The following is a 10,001-nucleotide window of genomic DNA, read 5'->3' on the forward strand; positions in this document are numbered from 1 at the left end:
TCTCCCCAGCTGATTTCTGCACCATTTTCTCCAACATTGGCTGCACCGCCTGACGGGTAAAAAAATCGCTATTTACCGTCCACCACATCATTAACACCGTTTCTGCATCTTCGCCTGTCAGATTCTGTACCCATTCAAGCGGTTTACCCACCGAAATACTGACTAAATGCAGTATCTCTTGGTAATGTTCTGCAATAAGGTTCATTAAACCATCTAAACCAAACTCCGCTTCAGCTTTGCTTAACGTGCTGCGCAATGCCGTAACAAATGGCATAAACAACGCACGGTGCTGTAATTGCTGGATGAGTGAATATTCTTTGACTTCGATTTCTTCGCCCGCAATAGTGATTTTCTCATTCGGGAACAACACATTTAATTCATCATTTTTTTGCATAATTACGCCTTTATTGGGTTCAAAAAAGCCCCTAGTATTTAGGGGCAGGAGAATGCGTTATTTTTTAATCTTAACAACGCGCCCGAATCGACCGAGCGTGCTATCGCCAGTCTTAGTTGTATCGGCTAACACTTTTGCTTTCGCACTTAGTGCATCTAGCGCATTTTCGTTGTTGATTAAATTCAAGGCTTCTGTCGGATTGAAGTTGATTTTGTACAACTCAACAAGACTCCATTCATTCGTTTCGGCTAAGTTAATACCTTCAAAGCGGAGGAATAAATCTTTCGGGTTCGAAGTTAAAATCGAAATAATTTCGACCTTACCGTAGCTGTATGCAACAGTTGCTGAGTTACTCTTTTTCTCTTTTAAGAACTCGACAGCACCAAAAATGCTATCAACCACAAAATCAGTATTTTCTTCCATGCCCGCAATTTTCACTTCGCTGACATTCTGGTGTGCAAGAACAATACGATCACCTGTTTTGATTTCTTTCGGTAATGCTTCGTCTGTGACTTTACCGCTTTCCACCGAGCTGGCTTCACCTAATAACATCAAACTTAGGTTCTCTTTGCTCATTTCGTGGAATTTGATTGAAACTTCACCTGATTTACCCGTGATGATTTTCTTCACTTCTTGGCGCTGACCGCTGTATGACTCTTTATGTGTAAATTCTTCAACGCTTAACGATACGGATAGCTCTGATACATCACCTAACCAGCGGAATGCACCAGGTTGTCCGTTTGGCAAACGTTCAGCAAGATAAACCGCACCTTGACCGTAGCTGTAACTTTCTGTTCTCATTAATTTTCTCCTTTATCTTCAAATTGAATGTGGTTATCGGACGGCATTACACTATCTTCAGAAGCAATGTTCTCTAGTGGAATGGCTGTTGCATTTTTCGTTTCTACTGAAGATTGGAATTCACTACAACCGATTACTAGACCGACTTGTTGCTGTATTAAGAATGCTGCATCAGCATCACTAACTTGTAATTTATCACCAGGAGAATAGGTCACACCGGCGTGAATATGAGTTTTGATTAATTTAATCTCTTTCATCTGCTTTTACCTATAAGCATTTTAGTTTGATAAGTCTCCATCCAGGCGAGATAGCTATTGCTGTAATCCAATACATCTCCACGTACAAAAAAAGTTTGTTTTGCTCCAGAAATAGGGGGAGTCCATCCCATTAATTGTTCACGGATTTTGCCAATTACCGGGTGTGAAAGTGCAAGCTGTGGATTATCCGGGCTATACTGATAAGATTGCACAATCACAATGACCGAAAAACTGACAGTTACCATTTGGCGTACAGCAATATCACTTTGGTGAGCAATTTCACTATTAGGAACCACATATACTGCCGGAGTTGGTAGTCCTGTTTGGCTTAAATTAGAAATTGAACGATATTCCGCTGTGCTACCTACATGATGAATATATGTAGGCATCAGGGGCTTTAGTTTTTCAATTACTAGTTTTAAATCAAAAGGTGCGGTCGAATTAAACATAGTCTTTCAAGCTCTCGTCCGTAAATACACGGTCTTTTTTAACAAATTTGGGACGACCAGATTTCAACGTTAAGGTGTCTTCAAGCCCGAGGCTAAATTTCCCTTCTGCAACCAGTTGTAGCATTTTTAATGCATCGCGATAATCACGTACAATCGGATTATTTTTTTCTTCTGAAATTAGGTGCAAATGCAAGTTATAACGAACTATTGCTCTTGCCCATGTCGTTAAAATACGAGGTGTATTTTTAAAAGGTATGCGATAACCACGTTGGCGCAAATAACCATCAATTAATGCACAGCTATCGGCAATGACTTCATTAATCCGAGTAATGATCGTTAATCCGTATTCAACTTCTGTTGTCGGAAACTGCTTAGTTTCATCACCTTGTAACAAAGCATTTAATACCTGATGAGAAACAGGGGCTAAACCGGGTTGAGCCGTAACTTGCGCCAGCTCAACCACACCTGGTTTTTCACATAACTGTTTTAGATTGATGTACATAACAGTGCCTAAGCAATAACATTCTCAAGGAAGAAACCAAGATCAGGAGCCGTGATTAGCTCTTTCACAGATTCACCAACACGGACGTTATAGCCACCACGCATTCCCATATTTTCATCGAAAATATCACGTACTTCACGAGAGCCAAATTGTGCTGTCAGCCCAAAGGTTGTTCCACCATTGGTATCCGCTAAACGATCACGGTAAATCAAGGCACAATGATTTCCCCAAGCCTGCTGAAGGACTGCTTTTTTGGCTTGATTAACAGTATTGATTAACGCCTGACCGACATAGATATCTTCCAGTTCAAATAATTCTTTGAGATATTCAAGCGGAACAAGTCCTTCATCACCTAAAGAGCCGTTATACGCTTTAATAATAGATTTATTGGTACGTAATGCTGTTGCCGCTTTTTGACCTAATACCATAATATTCGGTCGCATAACCGGGGTATCTAATGCACTTAATAGATCTGCGATCGGTTTACTGTCATCATGTGACCATTGGTTATTGCCAGATAACGTTTTTGTTAATCCATTGGCATAGGATTTTTTGTTAAAAACTAGGTTTGCTGTACGTACTTCTCGACCTAATTCAATTAAATTTGTCGTTTGTTCTGTAGCGCGTCCTTTCGGGTTATAGTTTGTCGGCTTATTAGCAATATCTACTAATGGTACTGGGGCATCGAGTGCAAAATCTTCAGTGGATGACGTTAGTTGTGTTGCACCAAACTCCACTTGATTCGGACGTGACGTACGACCAACACGGGCATTCGGTACAGTAAAACCTTCACCGAGGTTATAGTGAAGATACGTAAATTCTTGTTTGGCAACTGGCGTTCGAGGTAACACTTCATCTGCAATCATACGGCGATTTCGATAAGCAATAGCGATTGCAGTGAGTGCGGGATCAGTAGGGAAATTAGCTTTACTCATTGTATTTTTCCTTGTTCAAAATATGTAAAAGCATTTCATTCTTGTAGAGATTACGACGCTACAAAAATACCTGGTGCAATAAATAGTGAACAGATTTCATCTTCTTCACCATCTTCTTCAGCGATACCAATATAGGCTTGTTTATCAGTCGCCTTGACCGCACGCCCTTTATTATCAGTAGTCAAGTAGTCGCCACGTTTGATTTGTTCTCCGTACACTACTGGCGCTAAGCCACTGCGTACGACATCAACGTGTTCACCTGGTTCTTTCGGTACTCGGGTAGAGACACCGAGTAATTTATCTGTAGCAGCTGTGGCTTGTTTGGCTGTTTCTTTTTCTTCACCATGACAAACAATATGGTAGCCTTCGATTTTTCCTTCAGTCAGATAAGCTATGGTTAATTGGGTAACTTGAGTCATTTTTGGGATCCTTGCATAATGTAATCAACTGCATCAGTCATTGAGATATTGATGCCTTTTTTTGCCTGTTCAGCGTGGTATTGTGCTGCTGCCTGAGCAATAGATTCACCATTGGCAAAATCTACGGCTTTACTAGAACCTACTTCCGGTGCGGATTTTTCAGCAAAATCCAATGGTTTTTGTGTAATGATTTCTTTAATCACATCTAAGGCAGATTTCGAGACAGTTTGTGAACCATCCGAAAAAGAAATCGGTTGAGCCGCATTGGCTACTAAGACTTCAATTAATGCCGCTTTTTGCGCTGGAAATACCTTGCCGTCTTTTACCATTTGTTCAGCAAAGTCCGTTGCTTCTTTTTGTTTTAGTGCCTTTTCAGCTTTGGCTTTTTCAGCTTCTGCTGCCTTTATTTTTTCTTCACGTTCCTTTAGTGCGGCTTCACGGGCAGCAAAGTCAGCTTCACGTTTTGCTATTTCCTGCGCCTGTTTTTCAGCGGCTTCTTGTTCTTTGGTTTTATCCATTATGTTCTCCTTGATATCAGTTGAATTATTTTTTTCGGATAATTCATCAAAGGCAAAATCCACAAATGCATTTTCGCCTTCAACATTTTGAGCAAAATTCACATCAGCGAGTCCCTTAACTGCAGGTGGCACTGCACCCAAGAAACCAATGTGACGTAAATAATAATGACCGGGCTTCGGATTACCTGGAGTATCAGGTAAAAATATTGAAGCACTACGTTTTTTATAACGACCTTCATTGACCGCTTCAGCAAAGGCTGCATCAACTTGCCCTACGTGGGCGTAAAGAGTGCCGTCCTCCACGCTAGTTTGTTTCACCCAGCCGTATGCTGGAGCAGTCAATGTCGGATGTCCGATAACAATCGGAGATTCGGATAATTGCGGGTCATAGCTGCCAGCAATGTCATTAAGCATATCTGTCGTAAAAGAAATCGCACGCCCATCCATCGCAGTATGCGTGCCTAATTTCATAATCGGCATCTTTGTGAGTTTCATTTCGATAATATATTTGTGGTTAATTCAATGAAGTCAGTATGACAGGCAGGAACGCATTTGTATTTTGGACGCGTCTAGAATGTATTTGGTAGGAAAAAATATAATGAGTAAGTGATGAGATGATTTATTTGCATTTAAGGCGTTTATAAATGTTTATAAACACCTTAAAAAGTATCTAAGTAATCATTTATAGAATAAACATTAAAATAGCTTTACAAGCGTTTTATGCATTAAATGCGTTTTCAAGGTGATTACGTGCGATTTCAATTAATCGTTGTTCATTGTCAGCAGAAATACCAAGCCATGGACGAGCAGGAATTATGATACTTCGTGCATATGATGTTCCCAGTTTTAATATTTTTTTATTTTTAGGTTTTATCGTACCGCCAAATTGATGAATTGCCGCATAAGGACGGTCGGAACCAAATATCACACCATGATTATCTGCTTGATATCGTAATGTACCGCGTAGATCACCGTGTAGGGTGAGAATTTTATCTTGATTGTATTTCTTACTATCTCTATACCAATCCGCTAATGGTTGCCAAGGCGTACCGTCAGGTGCTTGCTGTTGCGTAAATCGGATACTATGGATCTCTAATAAAGTTTCCCCCATCTCACCAAACATAGCTTTTGGATTAGCTAAAGTTTGAACTGCTTTATTTAAAATAGTAGTAAGCTGTTGGGTATTGATTTCAACCTTGACGCCACTCATGTTATCTCCTATGATGCAATTAGTTCGTATCGGGTGGGCAGTCTCCGCCAAGACCTCCAATCCCACACCCGGCGAAACTCACCTGTGGCGGCGGGTGAGTTTTTTTTACTCTTCATCGCGGTAATACAGCATAATGCCTGTGCGTACTTGTTCAAGATATTCGCTATTATCCGGCGCAAAAATCGTAGTACCTTCCCAACCGTCTTTGCCAACATCAAATACTGCCAGCGCAGGTACTTCTTGTTTACCGTCATCTAGCTTAAAACGGGCAATATAACGACGACGTACAATTAATAAATTTAAATGGTGATGATGTTCTGCTCGTACCCAAATTTCATCCGGTGCTTTAAGTGCCTGTGCAAGTATTTTCAAATAAACTTCACGTCCACACTTTTTCACTTTTGTGTGACCGCTTCGTGAGGTAAATAACGTCTCACTGATCACTAAAGGCTCACCAATAATATCCTGAAAGATCACCGGATTTTCCTTTGTTGCACCAAATTCCGATAGGAACGAGTTAATATAAAATGCGTCATCCTTATCAGCCGGTAAGATTAATTTATGCGAAATCGTACGTGGTTGCGGCATTGGAATCGGCGTATCTTTACGGTGTGGATAAAACGTTACTTTGCGCGGTTGCTCATTATTATCTAGCGGTGGTAGTGTATGAGCATTAAGTCGAGAAGCACCCGGTATATGCTCAAAGCCAGGGTCAATCCCTTTTGGTACTTTAACTAAACGTGGGTTTAGACCTCGTCTACCAATCAACTTTTCTTCCCATTCAATCGCCGGTGCGTTATCCGGTTTTAACCCTAATTTATCCATATAGGCTTGACTGCGAGCAATCACAGTGCATTGACACCCCCAGGCATTAATAGGGAAATGTGTTTTCCACCATGGATCGTCATGGCGTAAAATCAGACCATCCCAGTGCATATGTTCAACTCTTGGATGGGTGACTGCATCACTGTGAACATATTCCCAATAGGGCATGGTTTCTTTTAACTCTTGCAGTTGCGCATAACGCCCAGCTTGATAGCTACTACGTAAATTCGTTTCGTAAATGATTCGACTACGCCAGTTTCTCCCACCGTTATATTGCCAACCGTGTTTTGCCACAATTTTGTCGAAGTCCTTGCGAAAATCTTCCAGTGTTTTACCATTTTCGATGAAGTCTTGGATAGATTTGGCAAAATCTTCAATAATTTCACGGCGATTTGCCCCAGCAACAACGGCAGCATAATCATGTTCTGCATTATAAATATCAGTCCATGTAGCTGTTGGTGTCGGAATTTTACGCCGATAAAATGCAATTTGTTCGTTGAATGGGACACTGCCGTAAATGATATTATCCATTTTGTTTTGCCTCACTTACCACCGCTTCACGCCCGCTTAAATGTGCCGCACTAAGTGCAATTTCCATTGCTTCGATATAACGGGCTAAATCCATTTCAGGCATTAAGGTTAATAATTCATCACGTAACTGTTCAAGAGATTCAACATTATTTGCTAATGCCCGTACTTGGCTTACCCAGTCATCAATTACTGGTGCAAGGGTATTATCTAGCTGGTTTACCATTTGTGCGGGTATATCTTGTTCATCACTTACAATATGTGCAAAATCAACCTTATTTTTGACCGCACTTTTGCTGTTCTCTGTAGAATCGGTTAAACGTTCCGCCTTTTCCCATTCACCACCGTATGAACTTTGAATTTGTTTTAAGGTCGGACGATAACCTGTTGTCTCAAATACTTTTTTGTCTCGTTCAGCTTTTTCGTTTAAATCCTCTGATTCTTCAAACATTCTGAATATACGCGGTGGCTTAGCGTTAGAAAAATTCATTTGCGTAAGCCAGGTTACCGGACCACGGTTAAAGGATTCGCAGATAACGTCAGAGTCGGCTTTAATAATGGATCCCAGCACTTTTTCCTGTAAATCATCATTGCCTAATCTACCTGGAGTACCTCCAGATGATGATGTTTGTCCTAATACGACACGCTGGATAGTCTCATTCATGGTGTCATATAAGGCTTTATAATCACCCGTTCCGCTACGTCCAGCACTGAGTAATTCAATGGGCATATCTGCTGGCACAATAATGCCGCTATCAGATTGGATTGCGTACAAGGATTCCAATAATTTATTTTGTTCTTCAATAGACGCATTTGGTTGATACCGTCCAAGTGCGGTCGGCATACCGAATTTTTCTAAAAAAATTAGCCAAAATTTTACGCCGTTACGTTTAAATTTACTTGCCCAATAAAGCCAGTGCGCAAGCCCAATACCGTAAGGCTCATCATCATGGTCAGAACCTACGCAGAATGTCCAAAAATAGGGTGTCGGACATTCGATACCTTCAGTCTGATTTTCACGTGTTAATAAACGTAATTCACCTTTGGGCGTAAAACGAAAACGACGTCGGTTACGTACTTTAATATCCGCAATATATTTTCCGTCTTCATTGATTCGATACAGTAATTCAGCGACCGCATAACCGTAGAATATGCCGTAATGCATCAGTTTACTAATACGATCAAATCCAATTTGGTTTACCCAATCACGGATAAAATCTGCCGCTGCAATATCTTGCGGTTCATCGCTAGCAGGCTCTACCACCCATTCACGAGCGACTAATGCATCTTGTCGTTGGCTGAAAGTGCGTTTGACTTCTTCATCGCTCAATACATCTTCATATAAACTTAAATCACCGCCTCCACGACCTCGTAATACGCCGTCTTCCGGTTCTGCTAATGCACCAACATAACCTTTAGTAATATCCAATCCATCACCTGTTGCCGCAATTTCACGGTTAAGCTCCGGCTTTTTATTTTTACTTTTAAACCAGTCTTTAACTGACATATTTAATATCCTCTGAAGTCATTACCACCGCGAATTGAACCAAAACCTCGCCCTGTACGAACGCGCTCAAAACTATTGTTATTGAATAATTGAGTGGTTGTTCTTGTACCTGTAGAACGAAAATTGATCTCAAAACTTTGGTCGGTACGGTAAGCATAATGCAGCAATAGATACGCAATCGCCGCATCACCATGGCGTTTGGTTTTATTTTGTCCGACAGTGCGTTTATCCGGCAGGCGTGGAATGCCTTTTACTACTTGAAAAGCACGTAAGTCTGCTAATACATCATCATTTTTTACAATATCAAAAAGCGTGTCATCTTCTAAAGCGGCTTTAAACGGGGCGGTGTGTTCGCGATACCAGCTTTCGCTTAGCATTACGCCTTCTACAATTGCGCCATAACGATCAAAAGCTTTTTCTGACAAACTTTGTCCATTGCCTCGAGCATCATTAGCGGCTTTACTAAAACGCGGTAAACGATCACCAATATAGAAATAAATCTGTTCTTGTTGCGCAAACGGTATATTAGAGAGCTCTAATAACAATACATTTTTGAGACGGAGATCAGATTGTTCCTGCCCAATAGCGATAACGGATAAGTCACCGCTACGAGCAAAGTCCATACCTAAAAAATGCCTTTGCTTTTCAGGTAGTGCCGTTAATACCGGATAAAGATTTTCATCACACCACTGTGCAATTTCTCTATTACGAATTGGTTCTGGCTGTAGGGCAAACTCATCTTTTTTCTCCAAGCAAAGTCTAGGCGTATCCGCATTCATACGGCTTTCAATTAGGGCACGTGTAAGCCAAGCACCGCCAGAGTTACGAGGAATACAATCTAATTCTTCTGCGGCTGCATCTCCGTAAGAAGCACGTATTTCAGCCACCCACTCATCTTGTGCTTGCAGTGACCAAGTACGTCCTAATCGCAGGCAAATTCGCTGATATAAACCGTCTTTAATGGCATCATCAAAAGTAATGGTATGCAAGCTGTATGGCTTCTTGCCAGCACGTACTTCATTAACTAATTCATTAAAGGGATTATCTACACCGTTATGGGTGCTGATAATATGTACTTGACCGCCCCACATGAGTAATGCCATAGCAGCTTTGAGTAATTCCGGTAGATCATCATGGAATGCTGCTTCGTCGATAATTACACGACCTTGTTTACCCCTTAAGTTTGATGGACGGGATGACAGTGCAGTAATACGCCAACCACTAGAGAATCGGATAACATAGGCAAGAATCGCTTTTTCTTCATCGCCTTCTTTAAAAATTTCTTCTGTTTCTTCAATTTCACCTGCAGCCAATCCATAAGCTTTAGCCCAATCGGCACAATCACGGATAAACTCCTGTGCCATATCTTTGTTATAACCTATGTACCAGGTATCCATACCTTTTTGAGACGCAGCAAACAGTGCAGAATCTGCAGCTTCACCCCATGACAAACCGATACGGCGAGACTTTTCGCACACTTTGACCGGGGTTAAATCTGCACACCATCGCTGTTGATAGCCAAGTAACAACATTGGTGTTTTATAGTGTTCCTGTACTTGCAATGACACAGTAGATTGCTTAAATGGAAGCATGCCTATCGCATCTTGGTTTGGCTTAGTCATTACACAATCCCTAAAATTTGTTTTCGGATTTGGT

At 41.1% G+C, this 10,001-nt stretch carries 12 protein-coding genes; all 12 read right to left on the reverse strand.

Translation table 11 applies throughout. The annotated features are described in order from the left end of the window. A partial coding sequence (locus tag C228_RS0112550) for a DUF6631 family protein (RefSeq protein ID WP_018652947.1) occupies positions 1-394 on the reverse strand: 394 nt, incomplete at its 3' end. A 57-nt stretch (positions 395-451) separates the two neighbouring features. Continuing rightward, on the reverse strand, positions 452-1,195 hold the full coding sequence (locus C228_RS0112555) for a phage tail tube protein (protein WP_018652948.1): 744 nt from the start codon (positions 1,193-1,195) through the stop codon (positions 452-454). Next, complete coding sequence (locus C228_RS0112560; RefSeq protein ID WP_018652949.1) at positions 1,195-1,452, reverse strand: DUF7210 family protein; 258 nt, start codon at positions 1,450-1,452, stop codon at positions 1,195-1,197. The genes C228_RS0112555 and C228_RS0112560 overlap by 1 nt, the downstream gene beginning before the upstream one ends. Then, positions 1,449-1,901: a phage tail terminator protein gene (locus C228_RS0112565; protein ID WP_018652950.1), complete on the reverse strand. Its 453-nt coding sequence runs from the start codon at positions 1,899-1,901 to the stop codon at positions 1,449-1,451. Before C228_RS0112565 ends, C228_RS0112560 begins: the two co-directional genes overlap by 4 nt. Continuing rightward, positions 1,894-2,403 carry a gp436 family protein gene (locus tag C228_RS0112570; protein WP_010945390.1) on the reverse strand — a complete coding sequence of 170 codons (510 nt, stop codon included), beginning with the start codon at positions 2,401-2,403 and terminating at the stop codon, positions 1,894-1,896. The genes C228_RS0112565 and C228_RS0112570 overlap by 8 nt, the downstream gene beginning before the upstream one ends. Before the next feature lie 8 nt (positions 2,404-2,411). Next, positions 2,412-3,338 (reverse strand): major capsid protein, encoded by a 927-nt coding sequence (locus C228_RS0112575; RefSeq protein ID WP_010945389.1) that lies wholly within the window; start codon positions 3,336-3,338, stop codon positions 2,412-2,414. A gap of 50 nt (positions 3,339-3,388) precedes the next feature. Next, positions 3,389-3,757, reverse strand: a complete 369-nt coding sequence (locus C228_RS0112580; RefSeq protein ID WP_005597515.1) for a capsid cement protein — start codon at positions 3,755-3,757, stop codon at positions 3,389-3,391. Continuing rightward, positions 3,754-4,770 (reverse strand): peptidase, encoded by a 1,017-nt coding sequence (locus tag C228_RS0112585; RefSeq protein ID WP_005597513.1) that lies wholly within the window; start codon positions 4,768-4,770, stop codon positions 3,754-3,756. The genes C228_RS0112580 and C228_RS0112585 overlap by 4 nt, the downstream gene beginning before the upstream one ends. Positions 4,771-4,993: 223 nt before the next feature. Beyond that, positions 4,994-5,485: a phage virion morphogenesis protein gene (locus C228_RS0112590; protein ID WP_018652952.1), complete on the reverse strand. Its 492-nt coding sequence runs from the start codon at positions 5,483-5,485 to the stop codon at positions 4,994-4,996. Between the two features lie 105 nt (positions 5,486-5,590). Next, the gene (locus C228_RS0112595) at positions 5,591-6,841 is read right to left on the reverse strand and encodes a PBECR2 nuclease fold domain-containing protein (RefSeq protein WP_018652953.1); all 1,251 of its coding nucleotides are present in this window, start codon (positions 6,839-6,841) and stop codon (positions 5,591-5,593) included. Continuing rightward, the gene (locus tag C228_RS0112600) at positions 6,834-8,345 is read right to left on the reverse strand and encodes a DUF935 domain-containing protein (RefSeq protein WP_018652954.1); all 1,512 of its coding nucleotides are present in this window, start codon (positions 8,343-8,345) and stop codon (positions 6,834-6,836) included. Before C228_RS0112600 ends, C228_RS0112595 begins: the two co-directional genes overlap by 8 nt. 2 nt (positions 8,346-8,347) lie before the next feature. Next, positions 8,348-9,967, reverse strand: coding sequence for a terminase large subunit domain-containing protein (locus tag C228_RS0112605; protein WP_018652955.1), 1,620 nt, complete (start codon positions 9,965-9,967; stop codon positions 8,348-8,350). Between the last annotated feature and the right edge of the window lie 34 nt (positions 9,968-10,001).

This window comes from Actinobacillus capsulatus DSM 19761, assembly GCF_000374285.1.
In the GTDB taxonomy this organism is placed as follows: Bacteria; Pseudomonadota; Gammaproteobacteria; order Enterobacterales; family Pasteurellaceae; genus Actinobacillus; species Actinobacillus capsulatus.

What these genes read in the sequence shown, in the direction of transcription:
- C228_RS0112565 (WP_018652950.1), bottom strand. Translation starts at nt 1,901, where the DNA reads ATGTTTAATTCGACCGCACCTTTTGATTTAAAACTAGTAATTGAAAAA.
- C228_RS0112590 (WP_018652952.1), bottom strand. Translation starts at nt 5,485, where the DNA reads ATGAGTGGCGTCAAGGTTGAAATCAATACCCAACAGCTTACTACTATT.
- C228_RS0112595 (WP_018652953.1), bottom strand. Translation starts at nt 6,841, where the DNA reads ATGGATAATATCATTTACGGCAGTGTCCCATTCAACGAACAAATTGCA.
- C228_RS0112605 (WP_018652955.1), bottom strand. Translation starts at nt 9,967, where the DNA reads ATGACTAAGCCAAACCAAGATGCGATAGGCATGCTTCCATTTAAGCAA.
- C228_RS0112600 (WP_018652954.1), bottom strand. Translation starts at nt 8,345, where the DNA reads ATGTCAGTTAAAGACTGGTTTAAAAGTAAAAATAAAAAGCCGGAGCTT.
- C228_RS0112575 (WP_010945389.1), bottom strand. Translation starts at nt 3,338, where the DNA reads ATGAGTAAAGCTAATTTCCCTACTGATCCCGCACTCACTGCAATCGCT.
- C228_RS0112580 (WP_005597515.1), bottom strand. Translation starts at nt 3,757, where the DNA reads ATGACTCAAGTTACCCAATTAACCATAGCTTATCTGACTGAAGGAAAA.
- C228_RS0112585 (WP_005597513.1), bottom strand. Translation starts at nt 4,770, where the DNA reads ATGAAACTCACAAAGATGCCGATTATGAAATTAGGCACGCATACTGCG.
- C228_RS0112555 (WP_018652948.1), bottom strand. Translation starts at nt 1,195, where the DNA reads ATGAGAACAGAAAGTTACAGCTACGGTCAAGGTGCGGTTTATCTTGCT.
- C228_RS0112570 (WP_010945390.1), bottom strand. Translation starts at nt 2,403, where the DNA reads ATGTACATCAATCTAAAACAGTTATGTGAAAAACCAGGTGTGGTTGAG.
- C228_RS0112560 (WP_018652949.1), bottom strand. Translation starts at nt 1,452, where the DNA reads ATGAAAGAGATTAAATTAATCAAAACTCATATTCACGCCGGTGTGACC.